Source organism: Microbispora triticiradicis (genome assembly GCF_005864065.1).
In the GTDB taxonomy this organism is placed as follows: Bacteria; Actinomycetota; Actinomycetes; order Streptosporangiales; family Streptosporangiaceae; genus Microbispora; species Microbispora triticiradicis.
The window spans coordinates 124,716-148,862 of sequence record NZ_VANP01000007.1 but is presented as its reverse complement, the minus strand read 5'-3'; the positions used below and the strand labels follow the sequence as shown (position 1 = coordinate 148,862).

Below are 24,147 nucleotides of genomic sequence, written 5' to 3'. Positions count from 1 at the left end.
CCACGACCGAGATCCCCGACAGGGTGACTAGCCGGCCAGCTCCTCGCGGATCACTTCGACGAACGCGTCCACGTCGGCCTCGGTCGTGTCGAACGCGGTCATCCAGCGCGCCTCACCCGGGAGGCGGCCCGAGTCGTAGAAACGCACCCTCTTACGGATGCGCTCCGCCGCCTCCCGGGGGAGGACGGCGAACACGGCGTTGGTCTGCGTCGGCTGGCTGAAGCGGAGTCCGCTCATCTCCCCGGCGGCCAGGCGCTCCTCCAGCGCCGCCCGTAGCCGCGCCGCCATCTCGTTGGCCCGGCCCGCCAGGCGCAGGTGCAGATCTCCGTCGAGCAGCGCGATGAACTGCGCGCTGACGAAACGCATCTTCGAGGCCAGCTGCATGTGCTGTTTGCGCAGGTGAGCGAGCCCGCTCACGGCCCCCGGCCTGAGCACGACGACCGCCTCGCCGAAGAGCATGCCGTTCTTGGTGCCCCCGAAGCTGAGGACATCGACCCCCGCATCCGTGGTGAAATCCCGCAACGGGACACCCAGGGCGGCCGCCGCATTGGATACGCGCGCACCGTCCATGTGCACGGTCATGCCCTTGGCATGGGCGTGGTCGGCGATCTCCCGGATCTCCTCGACGCTGTACAGCGTGCCCAGTTCGGTGCTCTGAGCGATGCTCACGGCCAGGGGCTGCGCACGGTGTTCGTTGCCCCAGCCCCACGCCTCGCGGTCGATCGCCTCGACGGTGAGCTTTCCGCCGGGCGCGTCGACGGTCAGCAGCTTGAACCCGCCGACCCGTTCCGGCGCCCCGCTCTCGCTGTTGTGCAGGTGTGCGCTGTCCGCGGCGATGACGGCTCCCCATCGGGGAAGCATGCCGGTCAGAGCCGTGATGTTCGCGCCCGTGCCGTTGAAGACCGGGAAGACCTCGGCCTGCTCGCCGAAATGCGCACGCATCACCTCGATCAGATGCGCGGTGTAGACGTCCTTGCCGTAGGCCCTCTGGTGGCCTCCGTTCGCCTCCACGACGGCGGCGATCACCTCGGGGGGCACGCCCGCGCAGTTGTCGCTGGCGAATCCGCGGTCGTTCTCGTCGTGACGTCTCATGCGCGGACGGTGCCGGTGCGCGCGGCCTCGGACATGTACGCCATGACGGCCCGCGCGCACTCCAGCGACTCGGCACGGCCGGTGTCGACCTCCACGTCGTAGACGACGCCCTCGTGTACGACCTCGGCCTGAGACACCGCCATCCCGATCACCCGGTCTCCGCGTGCGATCTCCCTTTCCGCCGCGATCTCCGGGGCGCAGCGCACGCCGACCCACAGCACGTCGAGGCCTTCGAGGTACCGCCGGGTGCGCTCCTGGGAGACACCGCCCCCGAGGAACACCTCGTCGAGGATGATCCGTGCCCCGGCTTTCGCCATCGCGGCGATGCCGCGCATCCAGGCGTCCTGCAGCCGCATGAACTCGTCGCCGACGTTCACCTCGCCGTTGGGCCCGAAGGTCAGTCCGGACTCCGACTCCAGCATCGAAGGCGGCAGCCGCTCGATCAGGTCGTCGACGCCGAAACTGATCCACGGGTCCGGCAGGATCTCCTTGAGGCGGCGCACCATCGTGGATTTACCCGCGCTGGATCCACCGTTGAGCACGATGACCTGGGTCGTCACTGGATGGGTTCGCCTTCCAAGAGAATGCGCTCCATCTTTCGTATGTGCGGGCGGTAATCGGATACAGCATAGTGCTGGGCGCGAAGATTGTCCCAGATCGCTACGTCTCCTGCCTCCCACTGGACGCGGCACTGGAATTCCGGGCGCCAAGCCAGCAGGTGCACCATGTCGAGAATGCGCCGGCTCTCCTGCTCCTCCAGGCCCTCGATGCGGATCGCGGAGGATTTGTTGGAGAACAGCACCTTCTCCCCCGAAGACGGATCCGTGAACACGAGCGGGTGCGTCTGCGGTGGATATTTCTGGCGTATCCGGCCGCGTGTCTCGTCGTCGGCGAAGGCGGAGGAATAGATCCGCATCCAGTCGTGGACCACCCGCAACTCGTCCAGTTCCGCTCGCAGCTCGTCGGACAACGATCGGTAGGCCGCGCCCATGTCCGCCCAGCAGGTGTCGCCACCCCACGGCGGGATCTGCACCGCCCGCAGGATCAGGCGGCCCGGAGGCACCCTGCGCCAGTACAGGTCGCTGTGCCAGACGTTGAGATTCCCCGTGTGCTTCTCGTCGTGGTAGATGCCGGTGATCTCCGGATATTCGTGATAGGGCTGAAACGGTGAGATCCCATGGACCACCGGATCGTCCTCGGAGATGAACGGGTGCGCCTCCGGCCGGCCGATCCGCCTGGCCACTTTCGCGAAGGCGTGCCGGTCGAGGTGCTGCTGCTTGAAAACCACGACCTTGTGCCGCCGGAGCAGCTCGTCCACGAAGGCGCCGAGTTCCGGATCGGCCGGATCCAGCCGGTACCCGTCGACGGCGACGCCCAGATAGGTTCCCAACCGCCTGGTGTTCATGTCAGTCTCCCGTCACGCTGACCGAGTAGGTCGCGGCGATCTTCTTCATGTCGTTCTCCACCGCCGCGGCCGACTCGCCGAGTACGACGAACCTGCCGGCGGTGTTCCACACGTCCGAGGACCCGTCGAGCACGTCGCCCACCGCGGGGACGGCGGACCACGCCACCGAGCCGGGCAGATCGCCGAGCCCGCGGACCTCGACGACCCGGCATCTCCGGGCCTCGTCCAGCGGCACGAACATCCATCCGGACGCCGGCAGACCGGAGTGGCGGTGCATCTCCGCCGGTCCCGCCAGCTCCGACGGCCCGCCGGTGCACGCCAGCACGGCTTCCCGGGGCAGGTCGACGCCGTAGCTGGTGCGGTGGTGGACCGGGACGCCGGCGCCGCCGAACCGGTTGCCGATCTCCAGGAACACGATCTCGTCGTCGGGGGTGTGGAACAGCTCCAGATGGAAGACGCTGTCGGTGAGCCCGAGGGTCCGGAGCACCGTCTCGGCGAACGCGAACATCCGCGTCGCCAGCGCCCGGTCGTCCAGCACCACCGAGATCATCGGCTTGCGCTCGTGCTGGAACGCGAAGGCGGTGGTGACGTACCTGGACGGGCACAACCAGCGGACCACGCCATCGCGGACGACGCCGTCGAGGTGGAACACCGAGCCCTCGACGAACTCCTCGGCCTCGTACCGCTCGCCGATGCCGCCGGCCTCGGCGAGCGCGAGCAGTTCCCCGCCTCCCTCGAGGATCCGTACGCCGAGGCTCGCGGCCTGGCTTCGCGGCTTCACCACGATCCGGCCGGGCACCTGGCGGGCGAAGCGCGCGAGGTCCTCGCGGGGGGTGTCCGGACCGAGTGGCAGGAAGCGCGGCACCCGCACCCCGGCCTGGGCCAGCACCCGCTTCATCCCCACCTTGTCCCGGCACAGCCGCGCGGTCCGCGGGCTCGTGCCGCCGACGCCGAGGTGCTCGCGCAGGCGCGCCGCGGGCAGCGTGGTGTGTTCGTAGAGCCCGATGACGCCGGCGGGCGGGCCGAACTCGCCGGCCAGTTCGCGGGCGAGTTCGCAGATGCGGCCGGAGGCGCGATCGTACGCGTCCAGGTCCCGGGAGTCCAGGTCCAGCGGTGCGATCCGCGCGAACCGGCCCGCCACCTCCGCGGGGAGGCGGGCCGCGCTCCCCCTCGACATCACCGCCGTCACGGTGTGGAGGTCGAAGTCCACCGCGTGCGCCTCGGCGGCGTGGAACCCGACGCAGATGACGTGTCCTCCGGTGGTCATGACCGCAACCTGAGCGACTCGCGCAGGTAGAGGTGCTTGGCCGTGCCACCGAGCGCGTTGACGTAGTCGACGAGTTTGCCGCTATCGACCATCGCGGGGTGGCTCTCGTCGTAGTCCACGCACATCACCGCGCCCAGCCAAGGCTCCTGGCCCATGGCGTACACGTAGACCCTGGACGCCCCCAGCGCGTCGACTATCGCCGCCGCCTGTTCGAAGTTGCTGCCCCGCAACCGCCGCCCCGCGTCGATCCTGCGTTCCAGCCGCTCGGGGAACAGCGGCCCGTAGAGCCAGCTGACCGGGGCGCCGACGCTCTCCATCCCGATGAACACCGTGTCGACCTTGCCCACCGCCGCGGCGACCTGCGGATAGAGCTGTGGCGAGATGTTGGTGGAGTCCGCGGCGAACAGGACCCGGCTGCCGTCGAGGTCCAGCAGCCAGCCGGACTTGGTGCGGATCCTGATGTCGCCGTGCTCGCCGAGGAACGGCAGAGCGGTGATCGTCCCACCGGGCGTCTCCAGCGTTTCGAGGTCGTCCAGCTCGACGACGTCGTGGAAACCCAGCACGCGGAGTATTCGCCGCAGGTCCGGGTCGACGAGGCTCGAATGGGAGGATTTCGCGATGACCACCCGGCCCACCCGGTTCCTGATCCTCAGCAGGGTCTCGAGCAGCATGTGGTCCTGGTGGTTGTGCGTGATCAGCACGTGGTCGATGTGCTCGGGCAGGTCGTCGAAGGTGAACCGGCCCGGCGCGCCCCCCGAGTAGCCGCCGTAGCTGATCACTGGGTCGACCAGGAACGAGACACCGCGGTGACGGACGTACACGCACGCGTGGCCGACGTACTCGATGACGTCGCCGGTCGGACGGACCGGCGGCTCCCCGTCCTGCTCGAAGAACGTGCGGAAGACCTCGGCGCGCTCGCCTGCCAGGCCGAGCCCGGCGACGACCCGGTCCAGTTCCTCGGCGGTGAGCCCGCCCCGGAACACCGCGTCGAGCAGCTCGGAGTCCAGCGGGACGGTGACCAGCACCTGCTCCGGGCCGTACTCCAGCACGGGGGTCGTCAGCGCGAACTCGCGGGTGTCCTGGTGGACGACGGAGAACCTGACCTGCTGGTAGCCGCTGTCGAAGTAGCGGGACGAATACAGGAGAGGTTCGATGAACCGGTAGTCCGGGGTGCGGTTGTCCCGTCCGTAGAACATCTCCACACGGCCGGCCAGCGGCTCCGGCAACCGCTGGTAGGCGTCCTCCATCGAGGCACCGGTCTGCGCGGGGAGGATCGTCTTCTCGAATTCGTCGATGGCGGCGGCGAGTTCCGTCAGCGGCGCGTACCGCTCGGCCGCGGCGTCGTACCACCGCTTGATCGCCTCGTACGAGCCGTCCCGTTCGTGGACGAACGGACCGCCTCGGAAGCGGGCCTGCTTCAGCGCCGTCCGGTGTGCCTGCGGGTTGGCCAGGTACGACTCCACCAGCGGCCGGTAGTGGTTCTGCCAGTACTTGGCGAGCGTGTGCGGCGGCAGCAGGTACGACCAGGCGTACCACCCGGCGACCGCGGGCTCCGCGATCACGTTCCCCTTCAAGGACAGCGTCATGTCAGTCTCCGCGCTCGCAGATGTAGTACTGGAACAGGTAGTCGTCGGCCCGCGCGACGGTCTGTGTCACCCGTAGCCCGGCATCCGCCAGGTCGGCGGCGTCCACCAGAAGAGGACTGTGGCCGAGCAGGACCATCAGCCCGCCCGGCCGCAGGGTGCGGACCAGTCCCGGCAGGATCTCCCGGGCCCGGGCGGTGGAGACGACCTCGGAGTTGAGGAATCGGCTGAACAGGATGTCCACGCTGGCGGGGGCGACCACGGGCCGCATCGCGTCCTCGTGGAACACGCGCTCGATGTGCTTGCCGGCGAAGTCGACCATCTGCCTGCTCAGATCCTGGCCGACGGTGCGGATGCGGGCCGGGTTCAGGGCCGCGAAGTCGCGCAGGAACCGGCCGGTGGAGCACGCCGGGTCGTAGGCGAGGACGTCCGCGTCCAGACAGGCGAACCGCGACTCGAAGACCTCCCTGGTGTACCGCCGGATGTGCTGCTCGCCCAGAGCGAGAAACGCGGCGCGTTCGTCGCTGACCAGCCAGCCGTCCGGCGGGCTGGTCTTCTCGCGGCCCGGATCTCGCTGCTTGCCGAACGGATGCACGATTTCGGTCAGCGGGGTGATCAGGTCGAACGCGGTCCGGCGCGCGGCGACGTCGAGCGGCCGGAAGACGACCCGCGCGTCCTCGTCGGACACCCGCACGGAGTCGACCAGCCCGACCACGTTGAACCAGTAGATCCGGCTGCAGAACACGCCCGGCATGTTCGCGTCGACGACGTAATCGGAGATGGTCTTGTAGCCCGCATACCATCCGCGGCCTTCGAGCCGGAAAAGGAAAAGCCGCTCAGGATATCCGGTCAATTTCTCCCGCAGCTGGCAGCCGCCGGGGCCCTGCCATCGGGAGAAATCACCCCGCATCAGGTCGGCTCTGGCGCCGAGCTCGCGGTCGACGAAGGCCGGGTCCAACGGCTCACCCGGCTTCCAGCTCAGGTCGCGGTCCATCAGTCAATCCCTTGGGAATAGTGGAAATCGTCAGACGGTGGGCCGGTCCGCGGTCCACGCCTTTCCCGTGCGCGGCCGGGACGATGTCCGGCCGTCGAAGGCCACCGGCTCAGATACGCACGATCTGGCCGGGGCGCACCGGCGTGGGCCCGGCCGCGTACGCGACACTTAGCCACTCGGGCAACTGCTCCGTGTCCAGGAACTCCAGCGTCGCGGCCTTGGTGATGGAGCCGGCGAAATGCAGGTGCGCCGCGCCGCTCGGCACTTCGAGACGGGCGAGCAGCTCGTCGCGTTCCCTCTGGTAGGCGTCGCTCTCGACCCCCCGCTCCGCGAAATCGTGCACGTCACGCATCACTTCGCTGTAGACCACGTCGGGGATCACCGGTCCGAAGCACTCGAACATCGCCGCGTCGTGGTCGATGCCGACCATCTCCCGTTCGAGGAGGCTCACCAGAGTCCAGTGGTACTGGTCGCTCCAGCTGAACTGCTCGTGGTACCGGTAACCGTGCGCCTGCAGGTGCACGAGCAGCTCGAACTGGTCCGTCGGGGCCTTCGCGTACTTGACGCACAGGTCGTGGATGTCCCCGGCGGGTCCGATGAGTCCGCCCGTGTTGATGTACGGATACCGGCCGGCCGGCGGGCCCGGGTGCAGCGCCATGCCGACCGGGCCCAGCGGCCAGCTGTTCAGTTCGCCGCTGAAGACGACGGGCTGGTTGTACCGCTCGTAGCCGGCTTCGAGGTGCCGCCGGCCGCGTATGAAAAGGGCGTCGTACGCGTCCGTGACGACGACGAGTTCGTCGCGGGCTGCGACGCGGAGGAGCTGTTCGGCCAGCATCCGCCGCTTGTCGGCGAATTGGTACGCCGACTGTTCGGGGTGCAGGACGACGAGTTCGAGGTCGACCGCCTCGCAGGACGGATTGAGAAGGCGGACGAGAAATGGATGATTTAAATCGGTTGCTATAGTGATTATCTTCATGATCCAGTCAACATCCTATTCGTCTTGACTGCCAATCGGGCAATTACCTACAACGGGCGGCTCGCCGCGGTGGGATCCCCGACGATCCGCACCACTTCACGGGCGGCGTCGACGCATGTGGATATCTTTCCGGAGAACACGGAGGTCACCCGCTCGTTGATTCTGTGGACCAGCGTCGGTCTGGCGTCGGTGTCCTCGACGTGCGGGAGCACCGCCCGGATCGTGAACAGCGATCCCATGTGATCGGCCTCCTCGATTCCGACGAGGAACTCGGACGCGCCGGCCACGAAGAGCGGGAAGTTGGTCGGCGACGGGTTGCGCCGCAGCCCGTTGTCGACCAGGCCGATCAACGGCTCGGGTACCAGCGGCAGCAGACCGACCGTCGAAGCGTGGATGGCGTGCGCGACGTTGCCGAAGAGGAACGTGTCGGTGCCCGCGATGGGGTCGATGCACATGAACGGCCCGTCGAGGATGATCAGGCTGGTGTCCCGGTACTCAGGCGGCAGCTTGACCACCGGCTTCTCGCAGACCTCGAACTTGTACTGCATGGCACGGCCGGGGATCGTGGTCTCGATGTGGTTGAGCGCGGCGTACGTCGCCAGCACCACATGGTCGAAATCCTCCAGGTCGGGCAGCTCGACCGGAGCTCTCAGACGCACCTCGACCAGGCTCCGCCTGAGTTTGCGCCAGCACAGCCCCCTGAGCCGTTCGACGTCGATGCCGGACTCCTCGACGCGCAGGGAGATCTCGACGGATTCGCGGCGCAGGAAGGGAGGGTACTGCTCGTAGTACTCCAGGCCCATGTGGTCCAGGAAGCCCAGGAACGTCTCCGCGTCGACCAGGCTCTTCTCCCGCGCGATCGCCACGTACCGCCGGCACGACGACACGACGCTCTCCGGGAACTCGGCGGCGAAGGACCCGACTCCGTCCAGCACCGAGCGCGCCGTGTCGATGCTGCGCGGATAGTGGTAGCCGCGATGCAGGCGCCGCTGATTGGTGCTGCTGGCACCCAGCAGCAGGTCGCTGTTGCGTTCGAACAACACGACGTCGTAGCCTGCGCGGTCAAGATGGAGAGCCGACGTGACGCCGAAGATGCCACCACCGACGACCGCGACTCGTGCACCGGCCTGCACCGTCCACCTCCTGGGCTGATCCTCGTGAATGCGCGGTTGTGCAACGCCCGCTCCCGCTCCTGCCGTCGATCGACCGTCCGCGGCGGTCGGCGGCGCCGCGGACTCCGTGCCTTCGCCTGAAAACGGACGCGCCTGACGACGGACGCGCCTGACGACGACGCGCTTATGGGTGGACGCGCCTATCGATGGACGCGCCTCGCGCTCGACTCCGCCTCGTGGACCGCGTCCGCCACCGCCGCCTGCTCGGCGGCCGTGATGCCGGGAAACATGGGCAGGGACAGACACTCCCGGGCCAGTGCCTCGGTGACGGCCAGCCGCCGGCTGTGGTCCGCCGGCGCATAGGGGCGCATCGGCGGCAGCAGGTGGACGGGAGTCGGATAGTGCACCGCCGTGGCGATTCCCCGAGCCCCCAGCGCCGCACGCATCCTCGTGCGATCGGCGCCGGAGACGACGTAGAGGTGGTACGCGTGCTCGACGCCGGTGGCCTCGGTGGGCAGATCCAGGTGCGACCGCGCCAGGAGCCGGCCGTACCGGGCTGCCGCCTCGCGCCGTGCCCGGATGCACCCGTCCAGGTGGCGGAGCCTCACCCGCAGCACAGCGGCCTGTACCGCGTCGAGGCGCCAGTTGTACCCCACGCGCACGTGGTCGTCCCGGTCGGCGCGCCGGCCGTGGTCGCGCAGCTCCCTTATCCGGTCGGCGATGTCGGCACGGTCGGTGGTCACCGCGCCCGCGTCGCCCACCGCCCCGAGGTTCTTGGACGGGTAGAAGCTGAACGTCGTGGCGTCGGCCAGGGATCCGACCCGCCGGCCGTGGTACGACGCGCCATGCGCCTGGGCCGCGTCGCAGATGACGGTCAACCCGTGCCGCCGGGCCACCTCCGTGATCGGGCCGATGTCCGACGGATGGCCGTACAGGTCCACGGCCACGATGGCCCGGGTCCGGGAGGTGACGGCGGGCTCCACCGCGTCGACGCGCATGGTCCGGTGCCGGGGATCGATGTCGACGAAAACGGGCACGGCGCCGACGTGGACGATGGCGGCGGTGGTCGCCATGAAGGTGGCGGACACCGTGATGACCTCGTCACCGGGTCCGACCCCGAACGCGAGCAACGCCGCCTGCAACGCGGTCGTACCCGAACTGACGCCGACGCAGTGACCGGCGCCGCAGTATCGCGCGAACTCCCGCTCGAAGGCCGCGACCTCGGGGCCCGAGATGTACCTGCCGTCTTCCAGCACCTCGCGCACGCGGGACCAGACCTCGTCCCGTGGCATCGACCGAGCCAGATCGTTGAACGGAACCTTCATCTGACGCCCGCCACCCCCGGTCCCCCTGGTACCACGATCGTCAGCAGCGCCCGCGGCGGAACGCGCACGGAGATCCCGGACTCGGCCGGGCGAGCCGTGTGCGTCCTGTCCAGCGAGTGGGCGGAATCGGTGAGGTAGGCGGCAGCGCCCGCCCACGACGCGTACGGGCCGGCTGAGACGTCCACGTCGAAGGGCTCGTGACCGTCGTTGAGCAGCTCGACGACGCGGGACGAGTCGGGGTTCTCGAAGGCGGACACCTTGACGGCGCCATCGCTGACGTGGGCGGAGACCCGCCTGGCGCCCGGACGGATGAACCTGCTGAACGCGGCCACCGCCCCCAGCCGCTTGGAGACGTGGAACCGCTCCCCGTCGATGCGGATCAACGCGCGGGTGTCGGCGTCCGGTGACGCTCCGAACCAGTAGATGTAGGCGCTGACGTCGGCCATCGTCAGGCAGTCGTGGATGTTCCGCGCGACGGCGATGCCGTCGGTCGGGTCGCCGCTGTCCCACCGCGCGTTCCAGCCGTCGCCCAGGACGTCCGGGGACCACTCGGTCATCCAGTTCGGCCGCCGCGTCGGCAACGGGCTGCGCGCCATGCGTTCGTGCTCGTTGGCCCGGCTGCCGTACTGATGGGCGCCATGGATGGCCACGCTGGCGGCGGCCAGCGGGTCGGCCTCGATCGCGGCGGTGAACTCCGCCTGGAAGTTCCAGCCGAGCGAGTCGCAGCAGACGACGTTGAGCGGCAGCCCCTGGCCCTCGACAGCACGACCCACGACCTTGGCGAGGTCGACCATCTGCTCCGTGTTCAGCTGCATGGTGGCGTACGGCCTGGCGATCTCCGGTTCGTTGGCGAAGCCGAGGTCGGTGATCCGGATCCCCTCGCCGGCATAGAACCGGACATACTGCAGGAGATACTCGGCGTAGCCTTCGCGCCAGTCGTCGCCCGCCGGCAGGACCCCCGGCAGGCCACGCAGGGTGCCGCCGTCGGCGTCCGAACCGTTGTCCTTCATGTATCCCGGGGCGCTCCACGCGGAGGCGTAGAACCGGCTGACTCCGTACGCCTGCGCCTGCTTGGCGAGCCACACCTGCCCGCTGTCGTCGCCGTCCCAGACGTACCGCGGCGGCGCCGCCGGACCGCCTGGATCCGCGGGCTGGATGGACCTGTGGTTGGGATAGACGCCGTCCGCGGAGGAACCGATGCCCAGCCGCAGAATGCTGAGGCCGGCCCCGGTCGCCGGGCTGAGGAGCAGGTCGAGCACTTCCTGACGGGAGGATGCCGGCAAATCCCGGATTACGGCGGCTCGCTGGAAAGCCTGGCAGAAACCGAAGCCGTGGATCTCCTGATGCTTTGTACCGAAATCTACCCTCGCCTCGAGGGACAATTCATCACCTCCGTCTTCCACAGCCCCGGCCGGGAATCGGCGTCTCACAGGCTGAAGAAGATCATCGAGTTGTAGTCTTCCCAGTGCAACGAATTGATGCCGAGGCTCTCCCGAAGCGCCGTCAATCCGGCGAAACCCACATCCGGCAGTGCGCGTGCCGCGGTGAAGCACGGAATCCCCTGTTCCGCCAGCCAGCGGCACAGCACGATGCTCTCCTCGCCCCAGCCCCACTCGTCGGGCCACTTGACGATGTCGTGCACGCTCACCTGGGCCCGCGGAAACCGCGGCAGAATCTCCGCCAGATACCATTCCGCGAACTGCGCGGAATGATCCGAATCAAGAAACAGATAGTCGGCCGACTCGGGCAACGCCGCCGTCGACTCGCGAACGTCCCCCTGGTGGAAGTGCCAGCGATCCGCCGCGAGATCCGCCGGGACGTTCCGGACGCTGTCGTCGACCAGATCGTAGGAGTGCAACCGGCCCGTCCCGTTGTCGGCGAGCGCCCGCAGTATCCACGAGGTCGACCAGCCGCTGCCGCTGGAGATCTCGACGACGTTCTCCGGGCGCGACTGCCGGATGCGCAGGTAAGTCAGCTCCGCCTCGATGTCGCAGACCTGCGGATCCAAACCCTTGGACACCCAATTCGCGTACAGCGGCCGCTGATGCTCTCTGGCCTCTTTCAAATCACGCTCGAAGCGGTGGTAAAGGTCCCGGCTGCGCTCCAGTTCACCATCCGGAAAAGAGACCTTCGCCCATATCTCCTGCTGGTACTCACGGGTGATGTTATGCACGGTCTGCCCCCAATATGAAGATCGAACGGGAAATACGCGACATGGACGGCACCCTGGATCGAACAGCGGCAGGAACCTTCACCGGTCCAGGTGAACGCATATCCGATCAAAATGTCAATCCGGCGGTGCGCCATGGCGGCGAAGTCGGAGCATCGGAATTCGCCGGGCTTGTTTGGTCCGGCCATGCGATTGATACTGGTCCCGATATGCGGCGGGCACGGCCACGAGCGGAACCGCCGCCGGCCGGACTCCTGGACAGGAGGTGGCCGGCGTCGGGTCACCCTGGACGCGTTCCACGCCCGGCGCGGCCATGCCCGCCGCCTCGGGCAGGGCGTTCAACTGGCAACAGCTTTCGGTTGAACGCCGAAAGTTTCGGACTCTCAGGCGCCTGGCGCGCTCGACTCCAACTGCTCCGCGAACTGCATCCAGGAGTCGGCGACCTGGCGTGCGTAATCGGCGACGGCGTGTGCGCAGTGCTTGGGCACCGCCTCGACCTTGTCCTCCCACTCGAGAATGCCGATTCCGAGGCTGGACAACCGGCGCAGCAGGACGCGGCCGGAATCGGTGTACCGAAGAGAGGGGTCTTTCATCAGCATCTTCAGGATGTCCGACGCCTCATGAGCCGCACGCCTGCCCTGGGCCCGGCGCCGCGCCGGCGACGACGTGCCACGGGACACGTCCTGCGCCGCCGCCTCCTCCTGGACCGGCGAGCCGGCCGGTGGCTCCTCGCACTCGCCGCCCAGGGCGGCCGGCGCGGGGTCCTCTCCGCTCATGATGCGTCTGCGCACGTCGAACGCGGTGCCAACGGAGATTCCCGCCTCTTTCGCCACCCGCCTGATCGAGGCGTCCGGATCCGCGCGCAGGATCTCGCCGGCCAGGATGCGTCCCTCGGTCCCGTCGAGTGGTCTCAGTCTGCCGTCCCGTCCGATCCTGCCCCGCGTTTCGGGGATCCGGTCCGCGAGACGTGCCCGGATCGCGGACACCGTCTTGGTGGCTATGCCGGTCGCCCGCGCGATGGCGCGGTCCGACCACTGCGGATGGGAGCAGACGATGCGTTCGGCAGCGGCTTGACGGTCGGCCCGGGTGAGCGGCAGACCGTGCCTGATGTTCGCCGCCACCGCCAGGACGAACAGGTCGTGGCCCTCCCCGTCCTCGACGAACCGCACTTCGATGGTCTCGGAGCCCCGCAGCACGGCCGCCTGGATCCGGTGCATACCGTCGATCACCCGCATGCTCGGCCGGTGGACGATGATCGGGGGGAGTTCAGCCTCGGATTCAGCGAGCATACGCGTGTGTTCGGCGCTTTCTCCGGCTAATCTGGGTGAATCGGCCGGGAGAAGCGCGGAGATGGGAACCACGAAGGTCGAACAAGCGTCGGAAAGAAGATTCCGGGCCAAGGCGCTCTGTTTCTGCTGGGCTTCCTGTTTTTTAGTGACCACGAGCAGATATACCCCCGTGCAAGACGTGATACTGTCTTTGCAAGCACGCATGAGCAATGTGGAGATTTCCCATATTGATCATGCCGCGTCGAAAGCGTAATAAGATCGTTGACCATCCGTCAAGTGACCTGTTTGACGAAGGGGAGAGCGGTTTCATCGCCTCCCGCCGCCACCGTGCGTACGAGAGGCCGCCGGTCGGGCCCTGCGGGCGTCCACAAAGCTTCCCGGTCCTCCGCCGGAGAATTACGCTGGCCTCACGGCCGCGCGGCGCTGCCAGGCCATGCGGGCCGGAGACACGATCGGACGCGTCCTCCTCGTCTCGTCAGTCCGCAGGGCGGGCGCCGTGGTCGACCAGTGCCCAGCGATCACTGATGACCTGGGCGGAGGACGCGGCGGTGAGAGCGCCGAGTTCGGGTTTGAACAAGGGCAGGGCGTCCATCGCCGGCTCCCAGGTGGCGAGCGCCTCGTCCTGCGGAACCTCGATGCGCACCCCCCGTTCGAGGTCGCGCAGGGTTCGCAGAACCAGCCGGATGCCGAGCGGGGCGAGCAGTTCGCGCCACAGGTACTGCGCATCGACGCCCGGCGGCACCAGAACGTGCTCCTGAGCCGCGATGGGGCCGGCATCCGTCCGTTCCGTGAGGTGGTAGACCGTGCCACCGCTCACCCGGTCGCCGTCCCGTATGGTCCACCTGATCGCATCCCTGCCTCTGTGCAGCGGCAGGAGGCTCGGGTGGTACCCGAGACTGGCCACCCTCGCCCGGGCCCGGGTCGCCCGCCCGATGAACGCGTGCGAATGCGCGGCGAGAACGACGTCCGTGTGCTCCGGAATCTGATGCGCACGGAGCAACGCGGCCGGGACCCACGGAACACGTCGGGGACACGCCCAGGAGCGCAGCCTGTCCCAGGCCAGGGGGTTGTCCTCGTCCCCGTGGCGCGCCTTCAGGGGCGGCGAGGAGACACCGACGATCTGATGCCGATCGGCCTGAAGCGCCTCCGCCATCGCGGTGGCGAACCCTCCCTGCCCGGATAGGAAGATATTCACGACTCCACCTCCTGCATGACCTGTCACCGAAGAGCTAGGGATGCCGATCGCTTCCTGACGCACATCCGATTCCCGCTTGGACCCGCGCGACGACGTCCTCCAGTACGCCGGATCCGAGAAACCCCTCTTTGTACTGGACCCGAGCCAGACCATGGCCCCGGGTGCGGTCCACGTAGAATTTCAGGTCGTCATACGTGCGCGCGCTTCTTGTGGGCACCCACTGCCATTCCGTACCCTCCGGACGGAAAAGCGTGGTGTCCGACACGATGACGCGTGGGACCCTGCGCCGCTTGAGTTCCGCGTTGAATCCGGTCAGCTCGCTGGCGTCGAAGCGGCCGGAACTCTCCAGAACCTGTCGCCGGCGGCGCAGGCCGGGCGGTCCGTCGCTCTCCAGTGCGGCCACGTCGACGACGAGCGGTTTGATCTCCACGAACGGCCCTGGCGCGGCGCGGAACGTCTTGTGCGTGTACGGATAGTGGAGCACCACCTGGCTTCCGGCCCACGGCGCCAGCGCCCGGGCGACCGACGCCAGGACCTCGTCGAAGGTCAGGCCGTCCCGGATCGCGAATTGGCGGGTCCGCGCCCTGGCGATCAGTGGAATCCCGCGGATCCCGGGTGTCGCCACCTCGCCCAGCGCCTTCTCGACGGCATCGAGGTCGGCGCGCGGCAGGTCGTCGAAGCGCCGGTGGTATTCCGGCGTCTGCGAGAAGCCTCCGGAGGACATCGCGGTCCGGCGGCCGAAGTAACCGCGAATCCCGGCGAAGAGCTCCGCCGCGTCCCGTGCGTCGGTGGAGAGATGATTCAGCTTGCAGAAGAGCAGGGACTTTCCGCCCTCGACGAGCTGGAGCCAGACACGCAGCACCTCGTTGAGGGCCAGCGGATGCGCATTGTGATAGGACGTCGCAGCTTCCGCGATCAGGTCCGGATCGTCCGGCAAAGGGTGCCGGCCGACCTCGAACCCTGTCGTCACCGATTCCTCGGGGATATCCAGTGCATACGCGAGGGCGCGGGTGACACCCGTTTGCCTGATCATGGCGAGGAATTCAAACCGCAGCGCCATGGGATCGCCCCGGACATCACCCAGGTAAGCCGCGCGATGATTGATATCGCATTCGAGGTTCAACTGAGAGGAAAATCGGTGAATCTCCCGAAGGGTGGGAGGCGCACCGCCGCGCAGGGCGTATTCCACTGGCCTTCCCTCATTCTCCAGCCGGACAACTTCACGTGACACTAGGCAGCCGGTTTCGGAGCTGTCAACGCACGCGGGATCCCCGTCGTTCAGCTCTTACGCGTATCGGCCGATCCTGCTACGTTTTCAACACCGCCATGCGAACAATGTTGGAGGCCGGCCCACCCGCGCTTCCGCCTCCACTTCACCCCGACCGGCTCCTCCTGGCTGAACCTGGTCACCGCCCTTCTGCACGTGAAGTGACCAAATTCCTGTGGTCCTGCCGAAAGGCCGAGGCCCGAATACGCATCGATTCAACGGCGACGGCCGGCCCAGGTTGCGGCTCGAACAGGGAGCTTCCGAGGCCACTCAATCTCTCGGATCACCGGACACACATGTGAAAGGCTTGCCAAGTAGATGTTGCGCATGTCTGAGATCATCGAGCAAGCGCTGTGCCGCCATCCTGGCCTTCCTGCTCTGACCAGCGGGAACGTGACCTACGACTACACGGATCTGCACCTGCTGTCCCAGCGCGTCATCGCCCGGTTGAGCCGCAGCGCCCGGCCGGGACAGCGGGCCGTCATCGTGGGAGACCACAGCCTCGCCAGCGTCGTCTGGGCGATCGCCACATTGAGATCCGGGCTGATATACACACCGGTTCATGCTCTTTCCCCCGTCGACCGGCTCAGCCAGGAGATCCGCTGCGCCAAGCCGGCCGTCGTCGTGTGCTTCGACGAGGAGCTCGCCGGCACCCTGCGCCGGCTGACCGACGCCGAGGTGATCGTCGCGGGTCCGCTGGAGCGGATCGCGGCCGACGCGCCTGTGGCGCCCACGCTTGAGGACACCCGGGAACCGGTCGCCTACTCGATCTTCACCTCGGGCTCGACCGGAGAACCGAAACTGGTCGACGTCGGCCACCGCGGGCTCGAACCGCTCTGCCGGGCCCAGACCGCGGCGTTCGGCCTGCGCCCCGGTCTGCGGGTCCTCCAGTTCTCCTCTCTCGCGTTCGACGCCTCGATCTCGGAACTGGTGGCCACGCTCTACGCGGGGGCCACGATCGTCGTCCCCGACCGTACGGATCGCTCCTGGCTGGGCGCGGTGAACGAGTGTCTGCTCGCGCGCCAGTGCGACCTCGCCACGCTGCCCCCTTCGGTGTACGCCAGACTGGCCCCGGAGGCCGTCCGCACGCTCTCCACCGTCGTCTTCGCCGGCGAGGCGCTGACCGAACCGGAGTGCGAAAGAGCGCTCAAGCACGCCAGGGTGTTGAACGCCTACGGCCCCACCGAGGGAACCGTGTGCTTCTCCATCGCCGAAGTGATCGAACACGTCGGTGACATCGGTACCCCGATCGAGGGGTACGGCCTGCGGATCTTCGACGCGGAGACCGGGCGGTACGCCGATTCCGGCACGGGCGAGCTCGTCATTGTCGGCCCAGGCGTGGCCCTCGGCTACCACGGGGACGGCGAAGCGACGGCGAGCCGGTTCCGCACCATCGACGACGCTCCCGCGTACCACACCGGAGACCTCGTCTCCTACGCGAACGGGCGGCTCTCCTACATCGGCCGTACCGACGACCAGATCAAACGTCTGGGTCACCGGGTCAACCTGACCGGCCTTGAGACCCGTTTCTCCCAGGGACTCGGCTTCCGTGTCGCGGTACTCGTCGCGGGCGGGCGCCTCGTCCTCGCCCATGTCGACGGACCCGGCGAAGCGGAGATCATGGCGCGTCTGCGCCGGCTCGCGCCCATGTGGGAGCTCCCCGATCTCGTCGTGCGGCTTGACGCCATGCCTCTGACGGTGGGTGGAAAGGCCGACAAGAACGCCATAGCCTGCTTGATCGGTGACGAGCACGGCCGGAGGCTCTCCCCCGACGTGGTCACCGAACCGGATGTGACCGACTTCGATCGGGTCCGAGGGATCGCCGAAGAGCTGCTCGGACAGGCACTCGATCCCGACGCGTCCGTCTACGACGCGGGGGGCGGGTCTCTGACGCTCGTCTCCCTTCAGGTGCGGCTTGGCGAGTACTACGGCGAGGAGGTCGTTCAGACGGCGTTGGAAGCGCTTGACTACGACTTCACCGTCAACGGTTTCGTCGCGGCGCTCAACGGAGGCCGGGACCCGGGGAGCGGCACCGTCGCGTCCGTGGTGCGTGCCGCCGAGAAGGAGCTCGACGCCTGGCACGTGGCGTTGGTCACGCGCCGGGCCGGAGCGGAAGGCGATCGGCGACGCGTACTGATCACCGGCGCGTCCGGTTTCGTGGGCGGACGTGTGCTCGACCGCGCGCTCGATGTCTTCGACCACGTCTACGTCGCCACCACCGGCGTTCCGGAAGCGCTGCCGGCGGTACACGCCAAGCGGTGGGGGCGCGGAAGCGAGGACTACCGGACCGTCGACGTCGTCACGTTCGAGGAGCTCGGAAGAGCGGCGGAGAACGGAGAACTCGACTTCGGCGCGGTCATCCACTGCGGATACGAGGTCAACCACCTCCTTCCGCTGGAACGGCAGGTCGCGACGAACGTCGCCGCGACGAAGCAGGTGGCCCTCGCGGCGTCCTCCGCGGGGGCCGGCAAGTTCGCGTTCCTCTCCGCCGCTTCGAGCGGAGCGCTGTTCGACCCCGTGACCGTGGAGCGCGTCGCGGCGGTCCCCGAGCCGTATTCGCAGTCGAAGCTGCTGTGCGAGATGTATCTGGACGAGCTGACCAGGGCAGGTTGCGCGGTCGACGTGCACCGGATGTCGCTGGTGTACGGCCACGGCCCCCAGGAAGGGGGCTTCCTCGCCAACGACAAGTATTTCCAGCTGCTCCGGCACTCGCGGAAGATCGGCGCGTTGCCCCGGCTCGTCGGCGGCCTGCCGGTCTGCGATGTCCGGACCGTGGTCGACAGGGTCGTCACCGGCCTCGCGCACCCGGAACCGACGAAACAGATCATCGTCGATGACATCTACGACCTTGAGCGACTGGCCCACGCGATCGGCATCGGCGCCGCCGACGTGCTGGAGTTCGATCAGTGGTGCGAGGCCGTGAGCGCCGCCGGCGTGTCGGACCCACGGTGGCTCGCCGCGATCCGCGCGGCCGGACCGAATCTCGGCCCGATCGACGGGCCGCACACCCTTGCGAAGGGATCCCTCCTCGAAGAACTGATGCGCGTGCACGGGAACGGAGAGCACGTGCTCATCCGAGACTGAGCCTCCGGGGGTTCACCTCAGCAGGGCCACGGCACGGCTGGGGTCGGACCGCTCGGGCACGATGACGGTCCGCCGCCGCTCGGCGGCGGCCAGGTCCACGCGTCGCACGGCTCGTCGATCGCCCAGGTACGCGAGCGCGGTCAGCCGCCGCCCATGCCGAGCGCGGTCAGCAGCACCAGGACCACGGTGACCACTGCCAGCAGGCCGTGTCCGGCCACGATCACGACCGGGAAGTGCCGCTCGGCCGGTCCCGCCGTACCGGTGGCGCCGGGCCCGCCGGCCACCGCCGTACGGGAGCGGTAGGCGGGGATCCACCGGGCGAACATCGCGAAGCCGAGCAGCGCGACCGGCACCAGCAGGACCAGCGCGACCCACGCCAGAGCGTCGATGCCGGCGAGCAGGTACACGATCCACACCACCAGCCCGGCGGCGGCCAGCGCGAAGTGACCGAAGATCAGCCCTGGTGAGAAGCGGCTGGTACGCCGGCCGCCTCTGGCGATCCAGACGCCCAGCATCACGAAGCCGCCCACTGCGGTGAGCAGCCAGGTGACGAGTGCCGCGACAGCCATGATGAGTTCTCCTCCTGTGATGGTGGATGAGGGTCAGCGCCGGAAACCGCCGGCCTGGGTGACCTCGTCGGCCACCCGTACGCCGTAGCGGTAGGCGAGCTTGCCGCCCAGGTAGCCGGAGATCGCGAGCAGCGCCAGGCCGCCCGCCGAGAGCAGCAGCGGGCCGAGCTCGACCGGGCCCGCCGCCTCGCCGGCCCGGCGCCAGAGGAAACCGGCGGCGTACGCGGCGGTGATCACGAGGTTCAGGCCCATGTGGAGCAGACCCGTGCGAAACGCCGGCGTGCCGGCCGGGATGGCGAACAGGTCGAGGAAGCCGACCGACGCCGCGGCCAGCGCGCCGAGCACGCCGATGGCGATCAGCCACTTCGAGCCCTCGGCGAGGAAGCCCGGATCGGGCGCGAACCTGGAGGCGAGGTCGAAGACCATGCTCGCCACCCAGGCCCCGATGGGCACCGTGACCAGCATCGGATGGAACGGATGACCGTACGGCCCGGCCAGGACCGCGCTGACCGGTCGTTTCGCCTCGTGCAGTGCTCCACCGGCCATCGTCGACCTCCGCATGCGTCCGCTAGTTACGCCAACAAATGTTGGTCTTATTCGCTCCGGTGGTCAAGGGACTCCGCGAACTGAAGGGCTTGAGATTTTCCGACCGCAGTCGCGGGCGTTATTGTGACCGGGTGACGACCGATCCCGCGATCACTGCGGTGGCCGCGCTCGACGACGTGCTGCGCCGGGGCATGTACGCCTACATCCGCAGGGCGCGCCGCCCGGTGACCCGTGACGAGGCCGCCGCCTCGGTCGGGATCTCCCGCAAGCTGGCCGCCTTCCACCTGGACAAACTGGTGGGCGCCGGGCTGCTGCGCGCCCGTTACGAGCCGGTGGGCGGCATCCGCAAGGTCGGCCGCACGCCGAAGGTCTACGAGCCGGCCGAGACCGACATCCAGGTCACCATCCCCGAACGGCGGCACGAGGTGCTGGCCGGCATCCTCATGGATGCCGTCCTCGCGGAGGGCGAAGGTGAGAGCGCCCGTCAGTCGGCGGTCCGGGTGGCCGGCCGGCGCGGCGAAGAGCTCGGCGCCTCGGAACGCGCCCGGGCCAAGCCCGGCCGGCTCGGCGCGGAACGCGCCCTCACGCTGCTCGAAGGCCTGCTGTCGCGGCACGGCTTCGAGCCCAGCCGGGAGTCCGCCACCTGCGTACGGCTGCGCAACTGCCCGTTCCATCCGCTCGCGGCGCGGGCCCCCGAACTGGTCTGCGGGATCAACCACGCCTTCCTCGACGGCGTGCTCACCGGCCTGGAGGCCTCGAAGGTGCAGGCCGTCCTGGTGCCCCGGCCGGGAGAGTGCTGCGTCGAACTGCGCTCCTCCCCCCAGAGCGACCGGCCTTGACCGGCGCGATCGCCGTCCGCACCGCTGACCGAGCCGGTGCCCCCACTCCTTCTCCAGAGCCGGCTTGACACCGATCGGTTTATTCTCAGGCCGGGCGGCGGGAAGCGGGCGACCGCGAAGCCGTGCGGTAGAGGTGCCGGGCTGTACACCGGCTGTGTGCCCGGCCAGGGCGATCAGGGGGAACCACGGAGAATGCTGATCAGAGAGGCCCACACGTCCGACTGGCCTGCCATTTGGCCCTTCTTCCACCGCATCGTGGCCGCGGGGGAAACCTTCACTTATCCCGTGGATTTGGGGAGGGAAGAGGGGCGCGACTGGTGGCTGTTGCCCGAGCCGAACCGCACGGTGGTCGCCGTGGACGACTCCGGCACGATTCTGGGCACGGCCAAGATGAACCGCAACCACATGGGCAACGCCGGACACGTCGCCAGTGCCAGTTTCATGGTCGACCCGGCCCACGAGGGGCGGGGAGTGGGCCGTGCGCTCGGCGAGTACGCGGTGGGGTGGGCGCGGGCGGCCGGCTTCCGGGCCATGCAGTTCAACGCGGTCGTGGAGACCAACCTGCGCGCGGTGGGACTGTACCGTTCGCTCGGATTCGAGGTGCTGGGCACCTTGCCGGAGGGTTTCCGCCACCCCGTGCGCGGCTACGTGGGTCTGCACATCATGCACCGCGCCCTGTGAGTCCGCCTCCGTCACGACGCCGCAGGTCTTGACCGGGCCTCGGAACGTCCCTGTGGAGCGGGTCAGGCCGAGAGGGCGGTGGCGCGGCCGAGGAACAGGTCGCGCTCGCGTGCGTTCCGGGTCAGTTCGGCGGCGCGGCGGAACTCGGCGGCCGCCTCCTCGGACCGGCCGAGCCTGGCCAGCAAGTCCCCGCGTACGGCGGGCAGGTGCGCGTACCCGCGCAGGGCGTGCTCGTCCCTGAGGCCGTCGGCGATCTCCAGCCCGCGCGCGGGCCCGTACGCCATGCCGACCGCGACCGCCCGGTTCAGCTCGACGACGGGCGACGGGGTGAGGTGGGCCAGCAGCCGGTAGAGGGCGGCGATGCGTTCCCAGTCGGTGGCCCGCGGGGTGAGCGCGCGGGCGTGGCACGCCGCGATGGCCGCCTGCAGCCCGTACGGCCCGAGCGTGCCCAGTTCCTCGGCGCGGCGCAGCGCCTCCAGCCCGCGGCGCACCAGGAGCCGGTCCCAGCGGCCGCGGTCCTGGTCGAGCAGGAGGACGGGCGCGCCGTCGGGGGCGGTTCTGGCCGGGATGCGCGACGCCTGGAGCTCCATGAGCGCGAGCAGGCCGTGCACCTCGGGTTCGGCGGGCATCAGGCCGGCCAGGACACGCCCGAGGCGCATGGCCTCCTGGCACAGCGACGGGCGGATCCAGTCGTCGCCGGAGGTCGCGGCGTACCCCTCGTTGAAGATCAGGTAGACGACCTCCAGGAGGGAGGCCAGCCGCACCGGGAGCTCCGCGGGCGGCGGCAGCTCGATCGGGATCTTCTTGTCGGCGAGCGTGCGCTTCGCACGGGAGATGCGCTGTCCGACCGTGGGCTCGGGCACGAGGAAGGCGCGGGCGATCTCGGCGGTGGACAGGCCGCCGAGCAGGCGGAGGGTGAGCGCGAGCCGGCCTTCGGCGGGAAGCGCGGGATGGCAGGCGGTGAAGATCAGGCGGAGCAGGTCGTCGCCGATGTGGTCGTCGAGGGCGTCGTCGAGCTCGGCTTCCGCCGACTCCTGGCGGAGCTCCATGTCCCGGCCGATCTCCCGCAGCTTGCGCTGGTAGATGTCGCGACGGCGGAACCGGTCGAGGGCCCGGTGCTTCGCGGTGAGCGTCAGCCAGGCCCCCGGATTGTCGGGCACGCCCTTACGGGGCCACTCTTCGAGCGCGGCCACCAGCGCGTCCTGCGCCAGCTCCTCGGCCAGCCCGATGTCGTTCACCATGCGGGCCAGGGCGGCGATGACGCGGGCGGACTCGATCCGCCACACCGCCTCCACCGCCCGGTGCGGATCAGGTGACGTCATGCGTCCTGCATACCGCATCCGGCCGCGGAGCGACGTCCGCGGCCGGGTACGGAGACAGGTGCGGGGACAGGGACGGTTCAGGCGGGTGCGGCGAAGTCCTCGGGCCCGAACAGCCGCAGCACGTCGGCCTCGCCCTCCCATCCCGGCCACAGGTCGCGGTGCAGCCTGAGGAAGCGGGTGGCCCATTCCACCGCCTCCTCCTTGCTCCGCACCTCGTACAGCGCGTAGCTGATCAGCTCCTTGGCCTCGGCGAACGGCCCGTCGCTGACGATCAGCCGGCCGCCGGCGACCTCGACTCTCGCCCCTTCGGCGCTGCCCGCCAGGCCGCTGGTGTCGAGCAGGGTCCCGGCCTCGGTGGCCTCCTGGCCGAGCTTGACGATGGCCTCCATGAGGTCGGCCGGCGGCGGCCCCTCGGGCTGGGCGGCGACCTTGAGGGTGACCAGGTATCGCATGGTGAACTGCCTTTCTCCAGAAGATTGAGGGTGGAAGGTCAGGCGGCTTCGCGGGACAGGTCCAGCGACACCAGCGACAGCCAGGCCCAGACCGCCACGATGCCGGCGACGAACATCAGGTTCGTCCAGGCGGCGCCGCCGCCGGCCGCGATGCCGGCGAACGAGCCGAGGAACAGGGTGCCCGTGACACGGGAGTGCAGGGCGCTGCCGCCGCGACCCTCACGGGCCTGCCGCGAGGCGACGACGTGGCAGGCCGCCGCCATGCACAGGAACCCGACGCCCCCGACCGCCATGTGCAGGGTCCCCGAGAGGGTGACGGCTCCCGGCCCCTCCGGGGTGCCGGCGGGGAAGCCCATGGCGGGGTCGGCGGGGAAGATCGCCGCGCCGATCATGCTCGCGCCGAAGACGCCGACCAGGATCGGCGCCCACCGGGCTGCCCGTCCGGGCGCCAGGGCGTGGCGCAGGCCGACGGCGGCGGCGATCGTGGCCAGGCCGGTGAGGACGAACTTGGCCGTCTGGATCCAGCCGAGATCGCCGTTGGCGAGGTAGCTCCACGGATGGCGGGCCAGGTCGAATCCCTCCCGGGTGAGCGCCTGGGCCATGGCGACGGTCACGTACGAAGGACCGGCGACGACGCCGCAGCCGAGGAGCAGGCGCTGGGCGGAGACCGGTCGGGAGAAGGCGATCTGGGTCATGGCGGTCGTCACCTCGTGTCGGCGGGGCCGGCCCGTCCGGCCCTCTGGATACGCTGCGAACGAGCGGGGCCGGTTTCGACACGCGTCCGGAGGATTTTTCAAGATTTTTCCTGACCCGCGCTCACGGCACGGATCGGGCCTCCTTCGCGGCCCTTCCGGCATCCCTGGATCGGGCCGTTCTCGCGGCCCTTCAGGCGGCGCTGTCCCGCGTTCCGGCCGGGACGTCACACTTGCCACCCGCCGGTCCTCTCAGGAGTCATGACCGTTCCCGTACGCGTACAGTG

General features: G+C 69.0%; 22 protein-coding genes. 3 read left to right on the top strand and 19 right to left on the bottom strand.

Annotated elements, in window-relative coordinates; translation table 11 throughout:
* Positions 1-27 precede the first annotated feature (27 nt).
* The 14 genes from FED44_RS19765 to FED44_RS19700 form a co-directional block, all read right to left on the bottom strand.
* Complete coding sequence (locus FED44_RS19765; RefSeq protein WP_138461611.1) at positions 28-1,092, bottom strand: threonine aldolase family protein; 1,065 nt, start codon at positions 1,090-1,092, stop codon at positions 28-30.
* A complete protein-coding gene (gene cpt, locus FED44_RS19760; protein ID WP_138461610.1) occupies positions 1,089-1,652 on the bottom strand; it encodes a chloramphenicol phosphotransferase CPT in 564 nt (187 codons plus the stop codon). Before cpt ends, FED44_RS19765 begins: the two co-directional genes overlap by 4 nt.
* Positions 1,649-2,497 carry a TauD/TfdA dioxygenase family protein gene (locus tag FED44_RS19755; RefSeq protein ID WP_111698971.1) on the bottom strand — a complete coding sequence of 283 codons (849 nt, stop codon included), beginning with the start codon at positions 2,495-2,497 and terminating at the stop codon, positions 1,649-1,651. The genes cpt and FED44_RS19755 overlap by 4 nt, the downstream gene beginning before the upstream one ends.
* A gap of 1 nt (position 2,498) precedes the next feature.
* Positions 2,499-3,764 (bottom strand): ATP-grasp domain-containing protein, encoded by a 1,266-nt coding sequence (locus tag FED44_RS19750; protein WP_111698969.1) that lies wholly within the window; start codon positions 3,762-3,764, stop codon positions 2,499-2,501.
* The gene (locus FED44_RS19745) at positions 3,761-5,350 is read right to left on the bottom strand and encodes an MBL fold metallo-hydrolase (protein WP_138461609.1); all 1,590 of its coding nucleotides are present in this window, start codon (positions 5,348-5,350) and stop codon (positions 3,761-3,763) included. Before FED44_RS19745 ends, FED44_RS19750 begins: the two co-directional genes overlap by 4 nt.
* Before the next feature lies 1 nt (position 5,351).
* Entirely contained in the window at positions 5,352-6,341 is a 990-nt protein-coding gene (locus FED44_RS19740) for a class I SAM-dependent methyltransferase (protein WP_138461608.1), read from the bottom strand.
* Between the two features lie 109 nt (positions 6,342-6,450).
* A complete protein-coding gene (locus FED44_RS19735; protein WP_138461607.1) occupies positions 6,451-7,317 on the bottom strand; it encodes a glycosyltransferase domain-containing protein in 867 nt (288 codons plus the stop codon).
* 47 nt (positions 7,318-7,364) lie between these two features.
* Positions 7,365-8,450, bottom strand: a complete 1,086-nt coding sequence (locus FED44_RS19730) for an FAD-dependent oxidoreductase (protein WP_167521532.1) — start codon at positions 8,448-8,450, stop codon at positions 7,365-7,367.
* A gap of 179 nt (positions 8,451-8,629) precedes the next feature.
* The gene (locus tag FED44_RS19725) at positions 8,630-9,721 is read right to left on the bottom strand and encodes a DegT/DnrJ/EryC1/StrS family aminotransferase (RefSeq protein WP_208759073.1); all 1,092 of its coding nucleotides are present in this window, start codon (positions 9,719-9,721) and stop codon (positions 8,630-8,632) included.
* A 29-nt stretch (positions 9,722-9,750) separates the two neighbouring features.
* The gene (locus tag FED44_RS19720) at positions 9,751-11,157 is read right to left on the bottom strand and encodes a glycoside hydrolase family 30 protein (protein WP_464515801.1); all 1,407 of its coding nucleotides are present in this window, start codon (positions 11,155-11,157) and stop codon (positions 9,751-9,753) included.
* 23 nt (positions 11,158-11,180) lie between these two features.
* Complete coding sequence (locus FED44_RS19715) at positions 11,181-11,927, bottom strand: class I SAM-dependent methyltransferase (RefSeq protein WP_167521530.1); 747 nt, start codon at positions 11,925-11,927, stop codon at positions 11,181-11,183.
* A gap of 380 nt (positions 11,928-12,307) precedes the next feature.
* Positions 12,308-13,366, bottom strand: coding sequence for a ParB N-terminal domain-containing protein (locus FED44_RS19710; RefSeq protein ID WP_208759072.1), 1,059 nt, complete (start codon positions 13,364-13,366; stop codon positions 12,308-12,310).
* A 322-nt stretch (positions 13,367-13,688) separates the two neighbouring features.
* Positions 13,689-14,408: a formyltransferase family protein gene (locus FED44_RS19705; protein ID WP_208759071.1), complete on the bottom strand. Its 720-nt coding sequence runs from the start codon at positions 14,406-14,408 to the stop codon at positions 13,689-13,691.
* Positions 14,409-14,442: 34 nt separating this feature from the next.
* A complete protein-coding gene (locus FED44_RS19700) occupies positions 14,443-15,597 on the bottom strand; it encodes a hypothetical protein (protein ID WP_138461601.1) in 1,155 nt (384 codons plus the stop codon).
* 405 nt (positions 15,598-16,002) lie between these two features.
* On the opposite strand from FED44_RS19700, the gene FED44_RS19695 reads away from it, so the two are divergent.
* On the top strand, positions 16,003-18,759 hold the full coding sequence (locus FED44_RS19695) for an AMP-binding protein (protein ID WP_167521529.1): 2,757 nt from the start codon (positions 16,003-16,005) through the stop codon (positions 18,757-18,759).
* Positions 18,760-18,899: 140 nt separating this feature from the next.
* Here the strand turns inward: FED44_RS19695 and FED44_RS19690 are convergent, their stop codons facing one another.
* Positions 18,900-19,328, bottom strand: a complete 429-nt coding sequence (locus FED44_RS19690) for a hypothetical protein (RefSeq protein WP_138461599.1) — start codon at positions 19,326-19,328, stop codon at positions 18,900-18,902.
* Positions 19,329-19,361: 33 nt separating this feature from the next.
* On the bottom strand, positions 19,362-19,874 hold the full coding sequence (locus FED44_RS19685) for a DUF2231 domain-containing protein (RefSeq protein WP_138461598.1): 513 nt from the start codon (positions 19,872-19,874) through the stop codon (positions 19,362-19,364).
* A 131-nt stretch (positions 19,875-20,005) separates the two neighbouring features.
* Here FED44_RS19685 and FED44_RS19680 point away from each other — a divergent pair, with 131 nt between their 5' ends.
* The gene (locus FED44_RS19680) at positions 20,006-20,713 is read left to right on the top strand and encodes a helix-turn-helix transcriptional regulator (protein WP_138461597.1); all 708 of its coding nucleotides are present in this window, start codon (positions 20,006-20,008) and stop codon (positions 20,711-20,713) included.
* A 192-nt stretch (positions 20,714-20,905) separates the two neighbouring features.
* A complete protein-coding gene (locus FED44_RS19675; RefSeq protein WP_138461596.1) occupies positions 20,906-21,394 on the top strand; it encodes a GNAT family N-acetyltransferase in 489 nt (162 codons plus the stop codon).
* A 62-nt stretch (positions 21,395-21,456) separates the two neighbouring features.
* Here the strand turns inward: FED44_RS19675 and FED44_RS19670 are convergent, their stop codons facing one another.
* The 3 genes from FED44_RS19670 to FED44_RS19660 all read right to left on the bottom strand — a co-directional run bounded on the left by FED44_RS19670 (position 21,457) and on the right by FED44_RS19660 (position 23,863).
* A complete protein-coding gene (locus FED44_RS19670) occupies positions 21,457-22,716 on the bottom strand; it encodes an RNA polymerase sigma factor (RefSeq protein ID WP_138461595.1) in 1,260 nt (419 codons plus the stop codon).
* 77 nt (positions 22,717-22,793) lie between these two features.
* Positions 22,794-23,168: a YciI family protein gene (locus FED44_RS19665; RefSeq protein ID WP_111698938.1), complete on the bottom strand. Its 375-nt coding sequence runs from the start codon at positions 23,166-23,168 to the stop codon at positions 22,794-22,796.
* Between the two features lie 38 nt (positions 23,169-23,206).
* Positions 23,207-23,863 carry a DUF998 domain-containing protein gene (locus FED44_RS19660; protein ID WP_138461594.1) on the bottom strand — a complete coding sequence of 219 codons (657 nt, stop codon included), beginning with the start codon at positions 23,861-23,863 and terminating at the stop codon, positions 23,207-23,209.
* Positions 23,864-24,147 lie beyond the last annotated feature (284 nt).